This is a genomic window from Mesorhizobium sp. WSM4308 (assembly GCF_002294905.1).
Taxonomy (GTDB): domain Bacteria; phylum Pseudomonadota; class Alphaproteobacteria; order Rhizobiales; family Rhizobiaceae; genus Mesorhizobium.
This window is the reverse complement of the sequence record NZ_NSFW01000001.1, coordinates 305,651-322,035: the sequence shown is the minus strand read 5'-3', so window position 1 is coordinate 322,035 and position 16,385 is coordinate 305,651. Positions and strand designations below refer to the sequence as shown.

Genomic DNA, 16,385 nt, shown 5'->3' with positions numbered 1-16,385 from the left:
TTCATGCTCGACGGTGCGCGCATCAATCAGGTCGATCCGTCCCACTGCCATCTCTTCGCTGCCGATGCAGAGCGCTGGCGCCGCTCGGCAAGACCCGTTCCGCGTGACATCGTCACCCACATGAAAATGGCCGGAGGCATCGCTGCCTCCGGCCATTCGTATTGCTAAACGACCGCGCGAATTACTCGGCGGGAACGATATCCGCCGGCAGGCTGTCGTCGGCCGTGCCGGCCAAAGCCCTGGCGAGCTTGGCCTCGTCGAGCTCGCCTTCCCAGCGCGCGACGACCAGTGTGGCGACGGCATTGCCGATGAAGTTGGTCAGCGCCCGGCATTCCGACATGAAGCGGTCGACGCCGAGGATCAGCGCCATGCCGGCGACCGGCACCGAAGGCACCACCGAAAGCGTCGCGGCAAGGGTGATGAAGCCGGCGCCGGTGATGCCGGCGGCACCTTTCGAGGACAGCATCGCCACCAGCAGCAGCAGGATCTGGTCGCCCATCGACAGATGGATGTTCGTCGCCTGCGCGATGAACAGTGCGGCCAGCGTCATGTAGATGTTGGTGCCGTCGAGGTTGAAGGAATAGCCGGTCGGGATGACCAGGCCGACCACCGAGCGCTTGGCGCCGGCCTTCTCCATCTTCTCCATCAACGAGGGCAGGGCCGCTTCCGACGAGGAGGTGCCCAGCACCAGCAGCAGCTCTTCCTTGATGTAGCGCAGCAGCGACAGGATGGAAAAGCCGTTGTAGCGGCAGACCGCGCCCAAGACGACGAACACGAACAGCAGAGACGTCGCGTAGAAGGTGCCGACCAGCATGGCGAGGTTGATGACCGAACCGATGCCGTATTTGCCGATGGTGAAGGCCATGGCGCCGAACGCGCCGATGGGGGCGGCCTTCATCAGCACGCTGACCAGCTTGAACATCGGCGCCATCAGCGCCTGCAGGAAGTTGAGCACCGGCGCGCCCTTGTCGCCGACCAGCGCCAGCGCGATACCGAACAGCACCGAGAAGAACAGCACCTGCAAAATGTCGCCGTCGGCGAAGGCGCCGACGATCGTGCCGGGGATGATGTTCATCAGGAAGCCGGTGACCGACTGGTCATGCGCCTTGGCGGCGTAGGTGTTGACGGTCGAGGCATCGAGCGTCGCCGGGTCGATGTTGAAGCCGGCGCCCGGCTGCACGACATTGGCGACGACAAGGCCGATGATGAGGGCCAGCGTCGAGAAGGTGAGGAAGTAGAGCATCGCCTTGCCGGCAACGCGGCCGACCTTCTGCAGGTCGCTCATGCCGGCAATGCCGGTCGCCACGGTCAGGAAGATGACCGGGGCGATGATCATCTTGACCAGCTTGATGAAGGCGTCGCCGAGCGGCTTCATGCTCTCGCCGATCGACGGATAGAAGTAACCGAGCAGGATGCCGACGGTGATCGCGACGAGCACCTGCACGTAGAGTTGGGCATAGAAAGGCTTGCGCTGCGCGGCAGCCGCGCCTGATTGGTCTGCGATGTGCATCGAACTCTCCCTGGCCGGATGGACGGAACCCGCCCTGCGTGACTTCTCCCATCGCGGCGTTCCGGTCGCCCGCCGCTGGCAAGGAGTTTGCAAGCGATGTGCCAGATCGGGGAAAGCCCGGAATCCCGGGATTTCTGCGGTTGTCCGGTGCTTTGCGCCAAATGCCTGTGCGGATTTCCGCACAGGCAGCGTTTGCCTGGGCGGAATTACGCATTACACTGGCCGCCAAGCCGCGAAGAAACGGGGCCGCGAAAAAAGGGAGAGGGCAGACGCCGCACGCAGGCACCGATAGCGGGTCCGCAGGGTTTCCCGGCCGTGAATTGCTGCGCGAGGCGGTGGCGCGGCTGCGCGATGGCCGCTGGCTTGTTATCGTCGTCGCCCTCGCGATCCTGGCGGGCGCGATCGCCGTTGCCGGACGCATTGCCACCGGCCAGGCGACCAATGGCCTGCGTGATGGCGCGCTCGCCGCCCTGCCGCTGGCGGCGGGAACGCTGACAGGCGAAATCGAGAAACAACGCCTGGTGCCGCTGGTGCTGGCTCGCGACGATGCGGTGCGTGGGGCGCTGCGCCGGGCCGGAAAGATGCAGGAAGCGGCCCTCAACGAAAAGCTCAAGGCGATCGCCGGCGATGCCTCCGCGTCCGCCATCTATGTCATCGACACGGCGGGCATCGCCATATCGGCCAGCAATGCCGGCGAGCCGACGAGCTTCGTCGGCATCGACTATAATTTTCGCCACTATTTCAACGAGGCGATGTCAAAGGGGTCGGCCAGCCAATATGGCCTCGGCACGATCAGCGGCCGGCCGGGCCTCTACCTTGCCAGCCGCGTCGACGACAATGGCAAGCCGCTGGGCGTCGCAGTGCTGAAGGTCGAACTCGACGGTGTCGAAGCCAATTGGCGCTCCAGCGGGTTCCTCGTTTTCGTCACCGACGAACGCGGCGTCGTGCTGGCCACCAGCCAGCCTGAGTGGCGGTTTCACGCGCTGGCGCCGCTCTCTGCCGAAGACGCCGCAGCTGCCCACGAGCAACTGCAACTGGACGATGCCGCCTTCGAACCCCTGCCGATACGGCGCGGTGCCGGCGACGGCCTTGCCACCATCGACGGCCCCGGCAAGCCACGTCAATTTGTCGAGGTGGTGCAGGACCTGCCCGGCGCGGTTCCCGGCTGGCGCCTTTGGGTGCTGACGCCGGCGGATGCCGCTCTCTCGTCGGCCGCCAACACGGCGCGGCTGACGACGCTGCTCGGGTTGCTGCTGACCGGCCTGCTTGCCTACGTACTCACAAGGCGCCGCCGCACACGCCGGCTGCGGCAGGAGGCGCTGGCGCGCATGAATGCCGAGCTGGAAAGCCGGGTCAGCACACGGACCGCCGAGCTGACACGCTCCAACACCGCGCTCGCCGGCGAGATCGCCGAGCGCGAAAATGCCGAGGCCAAGGTTCGCCGGCTGCGCGACGATCTCGCCCAGGCCAACCGGCTCTCCATCCTCGGCCAGATCGCCGCCGGCGTGGCGCATGAGATCAACCAGCCGGTCGCCGCCATCCGCACCTATGCCGAGAATGCCGGACGTTTTCTCGACAACGGCAAGACCGAACCGGCGAGCGTTAATCTGACCTCGATCGTCTCGATGACCGAGCGCATCGGCGCCATCACCAGCACCTTGCGCACCTTTGCCCGCCGGCCCGGTGTCGCCGCTTCGCCGTTGCCGGTGCGCGAGGCGATCGACGGCGCGCTGTCGCTGCTTTCCGGTCGCATCCGCGATTCCGGCGTCACCATCGTCAAGCCGCGCGGTACCGCCTCGCCGGTGGTGATGGCAAGCCGCATCCGGCTGGAACAGATCCTCGTTAATCTGTTGCAGAACGCGCTGGACGCCATGAAGGACCAGCCCGATCCCCGCATCGAGATCGACCTCGCCGAGCGCTACGATCACGTGCTGATTTCGGTGCGCGACAATGGTCCCGGCCTCGGGCCGGAAGCTGCCGGCAATCTGTTCATGCCGTTCCAGACCACCAAGGAGAAGGGGCTTGGCCTCGGCCTGGTGATCTCGCAGGAGATCGCCCAGGAATTGGGCGGCACGCTGCGGCTCGACCCCGACAGCGCCAACGGCGCGTCCTTCACCATCGATTTGAGGCGAATTGAATGAATGAGGGATCAGGGCTGGTGGCGCTCGTCGAGGACGATGCCGATCTGCTGCACGCCACCACGCAATTGCTCGAACTCGCCGGTTTCACTGTGGTCGCGCGCGAGGCCGCCGAGCCCGCACTTGCCGTCGTCGACAGGGACTTTGACGGGGTGGTTGTCAGCGACATCCGCATGCCGGGCATGAATGGGCTGCAGCTGTTCGACCGCATCAAGGCGATCGACCCTGACATACCGGTGATCCTGGTCACCGGGCATGGCGATGTCGATCTTGCCGTGGCCGCCCTCAAGGACGGTGTCTACGACTTCATCCCAAAGCCCTATGCCGGCGATCGCCTGGTCGAGGCGCTGAGACGGGCATCGGAGAAGCGGCGGCTGGTGATGGAGAACCGGCGGCTGCGCGAAGCCGCGGCGCTCGCTGCCGACGGCATGCCGCTGATCGGCGAGGCGCCGGCCATCCGGCGCCTGCGCGAGACCTTGCGGCAGATCGCCGACATGGATGTCGACGTGCTGGTGGAGGGCGAGACCGGAACCGGCAAGGAAGTGGTGGCCGACCTCTTGCACCGGTGGGGCCGGCGGCGTTCCAAACCCTTCGTGGCGCTGAATTGCGGCGCCTTGCCGGAAACCGTCATCGAAAGCGAACTGTTCGGCCACGAGGCCGGCGCCTTCACCGGCGCGCAGCGGCGGCGGATCGGCCGCGTCGAGCATTCCAGCGGCGGTACGCTGTTCCTCGACGAGATCGAATCCATGCCGCCGGCCCTGCAGGTCAAGCTGCTGCGGGTGCTGGAGACGCGCAGCCTCACGCCGCTCGGCTCGAACGAGGTCCGGCGCCTCGATCTGAGGGTCGTCGCGGCAACCAAGGTCGATCTCGGCCGGCCCGACCAGCGCGGCGATTTTCGCGAGGATCTTTATTTCCGCCTCAACGTGGTGACGCTGCGCATCCCGCCGCTGCGCGAGCGGCGCGGCGACATCCCGATGCTGTTCGGTCATTTCCTCGGCAAGGCGGCTGAACGGTTCGGCCGGCCGGTCGCCAAGGTCAATGCCGCGGTCAGCGATCATCTCCAGTCGCATGCCTGGCCGGGCAATGTGCGCGAGCTCGCCCATTTTGCCGATCGCGTAGCACTTGGCCTCGGCCCGGACGACGAGGTGAAGGGGGTTTCCCCGAAATCGACGGAACCTGCCGCCTCGCTGCCCGAGCGCGTGGGCCACTACGAAGCGCAACTCATCCGTGACGCACTGCGCGACCACGGCGGCGACGTGCGTGGCGCGATCGACGCGCTCGGCGTGCCACGCAAGACTTTTTACGACAAGCTCAAGCGCTACGGCATTGCCGCATCCGAATTCCGCAATGGCGGCGACCCGCCCCCCGTTCGAGAGCAGACATAGAAAATTGCGCGAGAGCCTCGTGCTCCGCAACCCTTCATCCCATCCAGCCGAGCTTTGCGGAAAGAGCCCATGAACACGACACTCGAAACAACGGCAAACCCCTTGCCGGAAGACCTCGCCTTTCTCGCCGAACGGCTGACGGCATTCAACGACGGCGATGTCGGCGCGTCCGAAAGAGAGGCGCTCGCCGTGTTCGTGCGCGACGAGGATGGCGCGGTCGTCGCCGGCATTTCGGGCTATACCGCCTGGGGCTGGCTCTACGTGCAATGGCTGTGGGTCGATGAAAGGCTGCGCGGCCAGCACATGGCAGGCCGGATGCTGGACGCGGCCGAACAGGAAGCCGTGGCGCGCGGCTGCAACAACGCCTGGATCGACACCTTCAATCCAAACGCCGCCAAGGTCTACCAGCGCCAGGGCTATCAGCCCTTCGGCACGTTGGCCGATTTCCCGGTCGGTCGCAGCCGCATCTTCCTGCAGAAGAAACTGGTTTAACCGGCAAGCTTTCCGCCGCGCATCGGCTGCGGCGCGCCGGTGGTGCTTGGAAAACTGATCGGCAGGCCGCGCAGCACGCGTACCGCCAGGAAGGCAAAACATTCTGCCTCCACCGCGTCGCCGCTCCAGCCGAGGTTTTCCGCCTGCACCACCTCGACGCCGGCGCGGTTCGCGAGCATTGCCATCATCGTCGGATTGTGGCGCCCGCCGCCGCTGACCACCAATTTTCGGGGCCGGCTCGGCAACAGGTCGAGTGCCTTGCCGACGGCGCCGGCCGTGAAGGCGGTGAGCAGGGCCGCGCCATCCTCGGCATTGAGGCCGTCGGCCATGGCTGCGCCGAAATCGAAACGGTCCAGCGATTTGGGATAGGGCTTGGTCAGATAGGGATGCTGCAACAGCTTGGCGAGCCGGGCCTCGTCGACCTTGCCCGCGCGGCCGAGCGCGCCGTCGCGATCCATGTCGCCGAGCCCCTTCGATTTGATGAAATCGTTGAGCGGCGCATTGGCCGGTCCCGTGTCGAAGGCGACGACATTGTCGGCGCCGTCCCACCAGGTGATGTTGGCGACGCCGCCGAGATTGAGCACGGCCACCTCGCCACAGGCGCCGGCGCTGCGCATCAGAGCAGTGTGATAGGCGGCGGCCAGTGGCGCGCCTTGCCCGCCGGCGCGCATGTCGGCCGAGCGGAAATCGTAGGCGACCTTGGTGCCCAACAGGGAATGCATCAGCTCGCCGTCACCCAATTGCCGCGTCTGGCCGAGCCGCCCGACCTGCGGTGCGCGATGCAGCACCGTCTGGCCGTGAAAGCCGACGACGCCGATATCGGCCATCGTCATGCCGTAGCCCTCGACCAATTCGTTGACCGCCGCCGACTGGGCACGCGTCAGCGCTTCCTCGGCCTTGCGGAAGATCGCCGGTTCCGGCCCGACAAAATTCCAGGCCCGCGCCGCCGTCAGCGTCTCTTCCAGCAGCGAGCGGATCGATGGGGGATAAGGCATCAGCCGGTAGGTGCCGAAATCATCGATGCGCTCGCCATCGGTCTTGATCAGCGCGACGTCGATATTGCCGTCAAGCACGGTGCCGGTCATCAGGCCGACGGCCCAGATTGGTTCCATCATTGAACTCCATTCATCAGATCGCCGACCGCTTGCCGAAGCTGAACGATTCCGCTGTCGAAATGACGTGTCGGATGGATCCGGTTGGTGAGCAAGGTCCAGGCCTTGCCCTTGTCGAAATCGATCCACAAGCCCGTGCCGGTAAAGCCGGTATGGCCGATCGTTCCCGGGCTGCACAAGGCTCCGCCGGACCAGCCGTCATAGGAACGCTCCCAGCCATGGGTGCGGGTGGCAGACAAGGGCGTGCGCATCAGCGCGATCGAATTCTTGGAAGCACCGGACAGCAGCCCTTGCGCGAAATCAAGCACCGAAGCCGCCGTGCCGAACAGCCCGGCATGACCGGCGCCTTGCAGCGCCGAGCAATTGTCGTCGTGGACCTCGCCGGACAGCACACGATGGCGCCAGGTGCAGTCCTCGGTCGCCGCGGCGGCATCCGGCTGCGTGGACCAGGCAAATCCGGTGCCGGGATCCATGTCGCGGATGGTCTTGCCCGACACCCGCTCCAGCGCAAAGCCGAGCAGCATGAAATTGATGTCGGAATAGACGGGGTCACGGGCTCGCCATTCGCGCTGCAGGATGAAGGCACGCAGCAATTCGGGATCGCGCCCGTAAGTGTAGATCGGTTCGACAGCCGGGAAGGGGGTCTGGTGGCCGAGGCACTGGCGAAACGTCACCTTCCGCTCCCAGGCGTTCGCGTCATACTGGCGAAGGTCGGGCAGCACCGAGGTCAGCGGCGCATCGAGATCGATGACGCCGGTTTCCGCCAGCGCCAGGATGCGCGGCGTGGTGAAGATCACCTTGGTCAGCGATGCCAGGTCGAACCAGGTTTCGACGGTCATTGGACGCTGCTTGGGCACGAGGTGCGCCGAGCCGATTGCCCTGACGATGCGATGGCCATTGCTGTCGACAATGCCGAGCACGCCGCCGGGAATGCGCTTGGTGGACACCGCGGCTTCCAACGGTGCGAACGAGCGGTCGAAGAGCTGGGCGAGGGCGGTCAACGCCCCCCTCCTCTTGAAAGGCCGAGATCCTTCGCGCCCCCCTCTGTCCTGCCGGACATCTCCCCCACGAGGGGGGAGATCAGTAGCGTTGACGTTCCGCCAGCCTTCCAACGTTGGAGATTTGCGAAAGCCGCGACGACATCCGATCTCCCCCCATGTGGGGGAGATGCCCGGCAGGGCAGAGGGGGGCGCTGTCCCGCTAACCTGAGATATCCCTGGGCCATCACGCCTCGACCCTCGCCATATGATCCCTGCCAAACTGCTCCCATTTCGCCGGCGCCGGCTCGAACCCTTGCGGGCGCACCAGCGAGGGAACCTGGCGGGTGTCGATCTCGAAATGCTCGCGCCGCCGCTCGATGGTCGGAACGGCGGCGATCAGCTTCTTCGTATAGGAGTGCTTCGGTTTCGACAGCACCGAGGCCGCGTCGCCGATCTCGACGATCTGGCCGGCATAGATGACGGCGATGCGGTGCGCGATCCGCTCGACCACCGCCATGTCGTGCGAGATGAAGAGATAGGCCAGACCGAACTCGCGCTGCAATTCGACCAGCAACTCCAGCACCTTGGCCTGCACCGAGACGTCCAGTGCCGACACCGCCTCATCGAGAACGACCACCGACGGGTTGAGCATCAGCGCGCGGGCTATGCACAGCCTCTGCCGCTGGCCGCCCGAGAATTCATGCGGATAGCGCCCCAGGCTATTTCGGGGCAAGCCGACGCGTTCCAGCAGCCTCGCCATTCTGGCGCGTGTCTCGGCGTCCACGCGACTACCGTTGGCGATCACCGGTTCGGCCAGGATGCTCTCGATGGCCAGCCTCGGATTGAGCGAGGCGTAGGGGTTCTGGAACACCATCTGCACGGGCTTGGCGCTGTGCTCGGCAGAAGCCTTTCGAGTGCCGACCGAGAAGCTGCCGCGCGTCGAGCGCACCAGCCCAAGCACCGCCTTCGCGGTGGTGGATTTGCCCGAACCGCTCTCGCCGACGATGGCCAAAGTCTCGCCCGGCATCAGGTCGAAATCGACGCCATCGACGGCATGCACAGCGCCGGTGGCGCGGCTGAAGAAATTGCTCTTGAGGGGAAACCGCACCACCAGTCCGTCGACCTTCAAGGCCGGCTCCGTGTTTTCACCCTTGTCGCGCAGGCCGTCCGCGCGGGTCGCGCTTCCATTGGCGAAATGCGGCACGTCCTGCAGCAGATGCTGGGTGTAGGGGTGCCGCGGCCTGTCGAGGATCTGGTTCAGCTCGCCTTGCTCCACGGCCTGCCCGTTTTGCATCACCATCACCTTGTCGGCGATGCCGGCAACCAGGCCGATATCGTGGGTGATGAAGATGACGGACATGCCTGTTTCGCGCTTCAACTCGGCCAGCAGCGCCATGATCTGCGCCTGCACGGTGACGTCGAGCGCGGTGGTCGGCTCGTCGGCGATCAGCAGGCGTGGGTTGCAGGCGAGCGCAATGGCGATCATCACCCTTTGCAGCATGCCGCCCGACAGCTGGTTTGGCGTGTATTTCAGCCGCCGAGCGGCATCGGGAATACGCACGCGGTCGAGCGCATCCTTGGCCGCCGCCGTGGCTTGCCGGCCGGTAAGGCCGCGATGCAGCCGGAACGATTCCTCGATCTGTGTGCCGATGGTCAGCACCGGATTGAGCGAGGTCATCGGCTCCTGGAAGATCATGCCGATCTCGGCGCCGCGAATGCCGGTCAGCTGCGGTTCGGTGGCAGCTATCAGGTCGAAGAGGCTGCCGTCGGCCCGCTTCAGCGTCATCGCGCCGCCGGTGATGCGGCCGCCGCCAAAATCGATCAGCCGGTTGATCGACAGCGCGGTGACGGATTTGCCGGAGCCGCTTTCGCCGACAATGGCAAGTGTTTCACCATCGGCAAGGTCGAAGCTGACGCCGCGCACCACCTCATTGGCGTGCGGATCGCGGCCGAAGCCGACGTGCAGATCACGGACCGACAGCAGCGGCGTCATGCCGGCGCCCCCCGCATCCTGGGGTCGAGGATATCGCGCAAGGCATCACCCAGCAGGTTGAAACCGAGGATACTGATCATTATGGTCAATCCCGGAAAGATCATCAGCCAGGGCGCGGTCTCCATCAGATTGCGGCTGTCGCTCAGCATCAGGCCGAGCGAGGCGGCGGGCGGCTGTGTGCCCAGCCCAAGGAAGCTCAACCCGGCTTCCGTCAGCAGCGCCCAGGCCAGCGCCAGCGTCACCTGCACGGTCAGCGGCGCCACCAGATTGAGCAGCAGGTGCCGCGTGACGATGTAGCTGGGACTGCTGCCGAAAGTGCGCGCGGCGTCGACGAATTCACGTGCCTTGAGCGATAGGGCAGGGCCGCGCACCACGCGCGTGAAGATCGGCGTGTAGACGATGCCGATGGCAACGACGCTGGTCCATGTGCCTGGCCCGGCGACGGTGACGATGAGCAGCGCCAGAAGGATGGCGGGGAAGGCCAGCAGCACATCCATGATGCGCATCACCACGCTATCCCAGCGGCGTCCGAGCCAGGCTGCGGCCAGCCCGAGCACGGTGCCGGCAAGGGTCGCGAAGGCCACCGAGAAGAAGGCGACGGTGAAGGATTGGCCGATGCCGGCCATCAATCGGCTGGCGACGTCGCGGCCGAAAAGGTCGGTTCCCATCCAGTAGGCGCCGTTCGGTGCGTGCAGCCGGTCGACGCGGAACTGCGTGATCGGATTGTACGGCGTCAGCCCGAGCAGGCCGAGGATGGCGATCATGAGATAGATGCCGACGATGACGCCGCCGATGCGGCCGCTGCCATGGCCGAAGATGGCGCGCAGGATGCGCATCATTGCTCTCCCAGCCGGATGCGCGGATCGAGCGCGACATAGGCGAGGTCGACCAGGAGATTGACGATCATGAAGTTGAAGGCGATGAACAGCACGGCTCCCTGCACCAGCGCGTAGTCGCGCTGCAGGATGGCGTCCAGCACCATGCGACCGAGGCCGGGCAAGGCATAAATCTGCTCGACGATGACGGCGCCGCCCAGGAGATAGCCGAATTCGATGCCGCTCAGCGTCACCACCGGGATCAGCGCATTGGGGAGCGCATGCCGCCAGATGACGCTGCGGGCCGACGCCCCCTTGCTGCGCGCGGTGCGTACATAGTCGTCGCTCAAAACGTCGAGCATGGCCGAACGCGATATGCGCGTGACCGACGCCGCGAAGGCAAAGCCGAGCGTGATGGCGGGCAGGATCAGTTGGCTGAGATTGCGCAAGGGATCTTGCCAGAGCGGCGCGAATTCGCCCATCGCCGGCAGCACGCCGAAGCCGGCCGACAGCGTGTAGATGATCAAGAGACCGAGCACGAAGCTCGGCGTCGACTGGCCGATCATGGCGACGACGCGGACCCCGAGATCGGACGGTTTGTCGCTATGCGTGGCGGCATAGATGCCGGCCGGCATGCCGACGGCAAGCGCGATGACCATCGACAGCAGAGCCAATTCCAGCGTCAGCGGGAAGCGTTCGAGGATGACATCGAGCACCGGCTTGCCATAGGTGACCGAAATGCCGAAATTGCCGTGCAGGATGCCGCCGATCCAGCGCCAGTACTGGACGAACCAGGGCTGGTCGATGCCGAAATAGGCGGCGAGCGAATCCCGCTGTGCCGGCGTCAGCAGCCCCGCCTCCGTCCCCAGCATCGCCGTGATCGAATCGCCCGGCACCATCCGGATCGCCACGAAGACAAGGATGGACACGCCAAGCAGGACGAGAGGAAACGTCGCCAGTCGTCGCATCAGATAGTTCACGCGAAGAAGTCCTCTCGTCCAATGCCTGCTGCGGCTACTGCTGGATGGTAACCTTGCTCAGGCTGAACAGCGTGCCCGTCGGCGTCGGCACGAAGCCGGCGATGTTCTTCTGCTGGGCCGTGTAGCTATAGGAGGTGTAGAGCCAGATCCACGGCGACATCTCGGCGAGGTGCTTCTCGAACTCGGCGAAGATCGCCTTGCGTTTGGCCGGGTCGGTCTCGGCGCGGCCCTGCTGCATCTGGCTGTCCAGCGTGTCGTCGATGTAGTTGGCCACCTTCTGCAGATTGCCTGCCTTGGTCCAGTAGCGGTTGTACATCGTGTAGGGGTCGGCGCGGCCGCCATTGAGCGCGATCGCCATGTCGAAATCGCCCTTCAGCCAGGCGTCGACATAGACGTTGAGCTCCATCATCTTGATGTCGAGTTTGACGCCGATTTCAGCGAGCTGCGACTGGATGACCTGGGCTTCCGCGGCCGCCGTCGGCGGCTCGCCGGTGGCGCCGATCACGGTCGCCGAAAAGCCGTCGGCAAAGCCGGCCTCGGCCATCAGCTTCTTGGCCTTTTCGACATCGCGCTTGTAGCAGAACAACTGGCTCGGATCGGTCGCCAGCGCCGGGATGGTCAGCGGTCCGGTGACCTTGCCTTCGCCCAGCGAAGCCGTGTCCAGCACTTCCTGCCGGTCGATGGCGCAGGAGATCGCCTGGCGCACCTTGAGCTCGGTCATCGGCTTGCGCGACGGGTTGAGCTGCAGCACGTGATAGGCAAGCACCGGCACGCGGTTCAGCTGCAGGCTGGCCTCCTTCGGCACCAGTGTCGCGACCAGCGGATCGTTGAGCAGGGCGAAATCGATCTGCTTGGTGCGCATGGCGGCCAGGATCGCCGCTTCGTCTGGCAGCACGCTGATCTCGATGCCGTCGACGCCGGTCGCGCCGCCGGCCCAGTCCTTGTTGGCGCTGAGCACCTCCTTGGCGTTGGGGTCCCATTTGTCGAGCTTGAACGGGCCGGAACCAAGCGTCTTGGTGCCGATCGACCCGGCCTTGATTTCACTGGCTGGGACGATCGCCGCGTTGACATCGCTCATCGCCGTCAGGATCGGCACGTCGGGCTGCGACAAATGGAAGACGACGGTGGCCGCATCAGGCGTGTCGATGCCGGCGATCGACAGGAAATTGGCGCGCGCGGCCGCGCCGGTCTTCTCGTCGAGGATGCGCTCGAAAGAGGCCTTGACGTCGGCGGATGTGACGGCCGTGCCGTCCTGGAACTTCGCCTTGGGATCGAGCTTGAAGGTCAGCTCCTTGCCGTCCTTGGAGAATTCCCAGGATGTGGCGATTGCCGGGATGATCTGCAGGCTGGCATCGACGCGCACCAGCGGCTCATAGATCAGTTCCAGGAGCCGCAGCGACGAAAAGGCCGTCTGCTTATGCGGATCAAGTCCCGTGGCGTCCTGCGACCATGCCATGTGCAGCGTTGCCGCCTGCGCTGAAACCACAGCCACGCCGAGCATCGCGGCAACCGTGATGCCCGACAGGAGTGTTCTTGTGAGATGCCTTGCCATTTTCGTCTCCCATTATGATTTGAACTTGATGCCTTGCAGTTTCTACGGACCGCTTCCAAGACACACATGCTTTGGAGTATCGGCCCAGTCTATGCGGCTTCACGCCGTCTTGTCTAAAGCGGCTTCTTGCCGTCTTGTCCCGTGCGGCTTCATGCCGTCCTGTCGCTGATCGCCTTTCGCAGGAAACCTCCGGCCTTGCCGAGCGCCGCGCGCGCCGCCTCGACATTGAAGCCTGTGATCGCCACCAGGATCGCCAGCTTCACATCATTGCCGGTCTGGGCGAGCACCTGTTTGGCACGCTGCGCCGTGCAGCCGCTGGTCTGCATGACGATCCTGATGGCTCTCGCGACCAGCTTCTTGTTGGACGGGTTGAGGTCGACCATCAGATTCTCATAGCTCTTGCCGATGCGGATCATCGAGGCCGTGGTCAGCATGTTGAGCACCAGCTTCTGCGCCGTTCCCGACTTCAGCCGGGTCGATCCGGTGAGAACCTCAGGCCCGACGACCGGCGAGATGGCGATGTCGGCGATGCCGGCAATGGTCGATGCCGGATTGCAGGACAGGGCAACCGTGGTCGCGCCGACCTGCTTCGAATAGTTCAGTCCGCCGATGACGTAAGGCGTGCGCCCGCTGACGGCGATGCCCACCACGACATCGTCCGGTGTGAGCCCGATCTCCCGCAACGCCTGCGCGCCCATTTTCGGATCATCCTCGGCACCTTCCGTCGACCGCACCAAAGCGTCCGGGCCGCCGGCGATCAGGCCGATCACCATGTCCTCGGGCACGCCGAAGGTGGGCGGGCATTCCGACGCATCGAGGACGCCGAGCCGGCCGCTGGTGCCGGCGCCGACATAAATCAGCCGCGCGCCCTTCTGGAAGGCAAGCACGATCCGGTCGACCGCGGCGGCGATTTCCGGCAGCACCTTTTCGACAGCAGCCGGGACAATCCTGTCCTCGTCATTGATCTTGCGCAGCACATCGATGGTCGGCAGCAGGTCGATATCCATCGTCCGCGGATTGCGGCCTTCGGAAACCAGCAGGTCCAGCTCAGACATCAACCCTTGCTCGGTCATTCCAGTGCTTTCAAAAATTCTGCTGCCGGCGTCCGACATGGCTCGACGGACACCAGGCACACGGACCTTGGGTCCGTCATCACAGTTTTTCTTTGTTAACTTTTTAGAATTGGATATTCGTATCGTCAACAGGAGATTGGAATATTTTATTCCTACGTCGCTAAGCCTGCCCTACGCAGAGCGATCTCTTGGCAAGGATGATCGCACCGGACACGGCGTCGCCGTCGGCGGGCTTCAGGCGGCGCCTTACATCGGGCGAAAGCCAAGGTTCGAGCGGGCTGGCGAGGCCGCCCAGCAGGGTCACGCGCGGCGCGCCTTTTTCGAACAGCACCCGCACCAGCGTGTCGATCTGCTCGGCGGCACTTTGCACGATGCGTCGTCCGGCGGGATCGCCCTGGTCGGCATGGCGCATCACCATCGGCGCCAGCGCGGCGTAATCCGTGGCGCTGGCGCGGTCCATCCAGGCAACCGCTTCCATCGCGTCGCCCTCGAAGCGCTGCATCACCTCCGCCAGCAGCGCCGTCCGCTCGTGCCGCCCGTCATGGGCGCGCAACGCCAGTTGCACGGCTTTCAGACCAAGATCGGCGCCGCTGCCTTCATCGGAGATCGGAAAGCCGTAGCCGCCGACGCGCAGGTCGCGCCCTTCGACGAAGCCGAGGCCGATCGAGCCGGTCCCGGCAATGACGATGGCGCCATCCCTGCCGGAATGCGCGCCCAGGCAGGCGCCGACACCGTCGCTGACGAAATCGATGCTCGCAAAGGGGTGCGCGATCGCCCGCAGCGCTTCCAAAGCACCCTTCCGGCCGATACCGGCAAGCCCGATGCCGGCGCGGATCCGGGCGGTTTCGCTCGGCCCGAAGCCAGCCTCCTCGATCGCCGCACCAAAGGCTTTGGCTATGGAGGCCCAGGCCGCGTCGATGCCAAGCCGCGTCGTCGCCGGGCCGGACAGGCCCTGTCCCAGCACGTCGCCTTCCGCATCTTCGATACGAGCCCTGCAGCCGGTGCCGCCACCATCGACGCCGAGAAAATAATCAGCGCCGCTCATGTGCTCAGCCGCTCGATGTCGGCACCGCAAAGCCGCAGCTTGCGGTCCAACTGCTCATAGCCGCGATCGAGATGATAGACGCGGTTGATGATCGTCTCGCCTTCGCTGACCAGCGCGGCCAGAACCAGCGACACCGAGGCGCGCAGGTCGGTGGCCATCACCTGCGCGCCATGCAGTTTGTCGCCGCCGCGCACCAAGGCCATGGTGCCTTGCAGCTTGATGTTGGCGCCGAGCCGCATCAGTTCGGGCACATGCATGAAGCGGTTCTCGAAGATGGTTTCACGCAGCAGCGACGCACCCTCGGCGCAGCACATCAGCGCCATGAACTGCGCCTGCAGGTCGGTCGGAAACCCCGGATAGGGTTCCGTGGTCAGGTCGGCGGCCTTGAGCGGCCGGTCGCGCGACACGATGAGCCCGCGATCGCCGGGCCAGACGCTGACGCCGGTGGCTTCCAGCAATTGCACCACCGAGGCCATATGCTCGAGCCGGGCATGGGTGAGCTCGAGCTGGCCGCCGGTGATTGCCGCGGCGATGGCATAGGTTCCGGCCTCGATCCGGTCGGGAATGATGTCGTGCCTGGCCGCGTGCCATCCGGTGTCGCCGGCGATCAGGATGCGGTGCGTGCCGGCGCCCTCGATGCGCGCTCCCATGGCGTTGAGGCAAGCGGCGAGATCGGCCACTTCCGGCTCGCGCGCCGCGTTGAGGATCTCGGTTTCGCCCCTGGCCGTGGTCGCCGCCATCATGGCGGTTTCCGTTGCCCCGACGGACGGCGAGCTGAGCACGATGCGCGTCCCGGTCAGCCCGTTCGGCGCCGAAGCGACGATCAGGCCATTCTCGATGGCGATCTTGGCGCCGAGCGCGGCGAGGGCGGCGACATGCATGTCGACGGGCCGCGCGCCGATCGCGCAGCCGCCCGGCAGCGAAACACGGGCATGGCCGAAACGGGCAAGTAGCGGCGCCAGAACCAGCACCGTCGCGCGCATTTTTCGCACCGTGTCGTAGGACGTCTCCTTGGAAACGGCGGCGCTTGTGTCGATCATCGCGGCATGCGCCGATCGCGTCACTTCGGCGCCGTGAAGCCGCACCACGCCCAGCATGTTTTCGACGTCGGTCACATCAGGCAAATTGGTCAGCTCGAGCGGGTAGGGGCTGAGCAGGGCGGCCGCGATCTGTGGCAAGGCAGCGTTCTTGGCGCCGGAAATGGTGACCGCGCCTTCCAGTCTTGGTCCGCCGACGATCCGCAATCTGTCCATGGCTGAACCCTTTCGTGGCGAAAGCCCGGTCGGCGGCCCGGTCTCTCCGGGAGAGCC

The 16,385-nt window shown here is 65.3% G+C and carries 14 protein-coding genes; 4 read left to right on the top strand and 10 right to left on the bottom strand.

The features are described 5' to 3' along the window. Positions 1–3 precede the first annotated feature (3 nt). Entirely contained in the window at positions 4–168 is a 165-nt protein-coding gene (locus CK227_RS36605) for a hypothetical protein (protein ID WP_179295779.1), read from the top strand. Between the two features lie 13 nt (positions 169–181). Here the strand turns inward: CK227_RS36605 and CK227_RS01510 are convergent, their stop codons facing one another. Then, positions 182–1,510, bottom strand: a complete 1,329-nt coding sequence (locus tag CK227_RS01510; RefSeq protein WP_095771197.1) for a dicarboxylate/amino acid:cation symporter — start codon at positions 1,508–1,510, stop codon at positions 182–184. A gap of 167 nt (positions 1,511–1,677) precedes the next feature. Here CK227_RS01510 and CK227_RS01505 point away from each other — a divergent pair, with 167 nt between their 5' ends. The 3 genes from CK227_RS01505 to CK227_RS01495 all read left to right on the top strand — a co-directional run bounded on the left by CK227_RS01505 (position 1,678) and on the right by CK227_RS01495 (position 5,525). After that, on the top strand, positions 1,678–3,651 hold the full coding sequence (locus CK227_RS01505) for a sensor histidine kinase (protein WP_095771446.1): 1,974 nt from the start codon (positions 1,678–1,680) through the stop codon (positions 3,649–3,651). Continuing rightward, positions 3,648–5,033, top strand: coding sequence for a sigma-54 dependent transcriptional regulator (locus CK227_RS01500; RefSeq protein ID WP_095771196.1), 1,386 nt, complete (start codon positions 3,648–3,650; stop codon positions 5,031–5,033). Before CK227_RS01505 ends, CK227_RS01500 begins: the two co-directional genes overlap by 4 nt. Before the next feature lie 69 nt (positions 5,034–5,102). Then, positions 5,103–5,525 carry a GNAT family N-acetyltransferase gene (locus CK227_RS01495; RefSeq protein ID WP_095771195.1) on the top strand — a complete coding sequence of 141 codons (423 nt, stop codon included), beginning with the start codon at positions 5,103–5,105 and terminating at the stop codon, positions 5,523–5,525. On the opposite strand, the gene CK227_RS01490 is transcribed toward CK227_RS01495, so the two are convergent. From CK227_RS01490 to murA, 9 genes are all read right to left on the bottom strand, one after another. Continuing rightward, positions 5,522–6,637 (bottom strand): anhydro-N-acetylmuramic acid kinase, encoded by a 1,116-nt coding sequence (locus tag CK227_RS01490; RefSeq protein WP_095771445.1) that lies wholly within the window; start codon positions 6,635–6,637, stop codon positions 5,522–5,524. The two genes, CK227_RS01495 and CK227_RS01490, sit on opposite strands and share 4 nt — an antisense overlap. Further along, entirely contained in the window at positions 6,637–7,638 is a 1,002-nt protein-coding gene (locus tag CK227_RS01485; RefSeq protein WP_095771194.1) for a serine hydrolase, read from the bottom strand. Before CK227_RS01485 ends, CK227_RS01490 begins: the two co-directional genes overlap by 1 nt. A 223-nt stretch (positions 7,639–7,861) precedes the next feature. Continuing rightward, positions 7,862–9,610 (bottom strand): ABC transporter ATP-binding protein, encoded by a 1,749-nt coding sequence (locus tag CK227_RS01475; RefSeq protein WP_095771192.1) that lies wholly within the window; start codon positions 9,608–9,610, stop codon positions 7,862–7,864. Continuing rightward, positions 9,607–10,446: an ABC transporter permease gene (locus CK227_RS01470; protein ID WP_095771444.1), complete on the bottom strand. Its 840-nt coding sequence runs from the start codon at positions 10,444–10,446 to the stop codon at positions 9,607–9,609. Before CK227_RS01470 ends, CK227_RS01475 begins: the two co-directional genes overlap by 4 nt. Next, positions 10,446–11,405: an ABC transporter permease gene (locus CK227_RS01465; protein WP_095771191.1), complete on the bottom strand. Its 960-nt coding sequence runs from the start codon at positions 11,403–11,405 to the stop codon at positions 10,446–10,448. Before CK227_RS01465 ends, CK227_RS01470 begins: the two co-directional genes overlap by 1 nt. A 34-nt stretch (positions 11,406–11,439) precedes the next feature. After that, complete coding sequence (locus tag CK227_RS01460) at positions 11,440–12,957, bottom strand: ABC transporter substrate-binding protein (RefSeq protein ID WP_095771190.1); 1,518 nt, start codon at positions 12,955–12,957, stop codon at positions 11,440–11,442. A 149-nt stretch (positions 12,958–13,106) separates the two neighbouring features. Then, on the bottom strand, positions 13,107–14,030 hold the full coding sequence (murQ, locus tag CK227_RS01455; protein ID WP_095771189.1) for an N-acetylmuramic acid 6-phosphate etherase: 924 nt from the start codon (positions 14,028–14,030) through the stop codon (positions 13,107–13,109). A 160-nt stretch (positions 14,031–14,190) separates the two neighbouring features. Then, positions 14,191–15,075 (bottom strand): N-acetylglucosamine kinase, encoded by an 885-nt coding sequence (locus CK227_RS01450; RefSeq protein ID WP_095771188.1) that lies wholly within the window; start codon positions 15,073–15,075, stop codon positions 14,191–14,193. Further along, the gene (gene murA, locus CK227_RS01445; RefSeq protein ID WP_095771187.1) at positions 15,072–16,328 is read right to left on the bottom strand and encodes a UDP-N-acetylglucosamine 1-carboxyvinyltransferase; all 1,257 of its coding nucleotides are present in this window, start codon (positions 16,326–16,328) and stop codon (positions 15,072–15,074) included. The genes CK227_RS01450 and murA overlap by 4 nt, the downstream gene beginning before the upstream one ends. Between the last annotated feature and the right edge of the window lie 57 nt (positions 16,329–16,385).